This is a genomic window from Acinetobacter sp. AL9 (assembly GCF_041464035.1).
GTDB lineage: Bacteria > Pseudomonadota > Gammaproteobacteria > Pseudomonadales > Moraxellaceae > Acinetobacter > Acinetobacter towneri.
The window spans coordinates 1-255 of the sequence record NZ_JAYFSK010000249.1; the positions used below are offsets into that span (position 1 = coordinate 1).

The following is a 255-nucleotide window of genomic DNA, read 5'->3' on the forward strand; positions in this document are numbered from 1 at the left end:
TATGCTGTTGTCGGTATTCGCGGCGGTCTTCCGCTGTACCATCGGTCTTTTTCCTGAGTTCTGCTTCTATCGCATACAGTTTCTGAATCAGCACCAATGCCTGTTCAGCGACCTGACTTTTCCCAGTCACATGCAGTTCATGGAATTTACGACGTGCATGGGCCATGCAGCCCACCTCTATGACCTGGCCTGATTTAAAGCGTGCTTTATAACCACTGTAATCATCACAGACTAGATAACCCTGCCAGCCTTTCA

At 48.6% G+C, this 255-nt stretch carries 1 protein-coding gene; it reads right to left on the reverse strand.

Annotation, left to right across the window (positions count from 1 at the left end):
- On the reverse strand, nt 1-255 hold a 255-nt coding region (locus ACEO2X_RS14550), incomplete at both ends, for a transposase (RefSeq protein ID WP_371972212.1).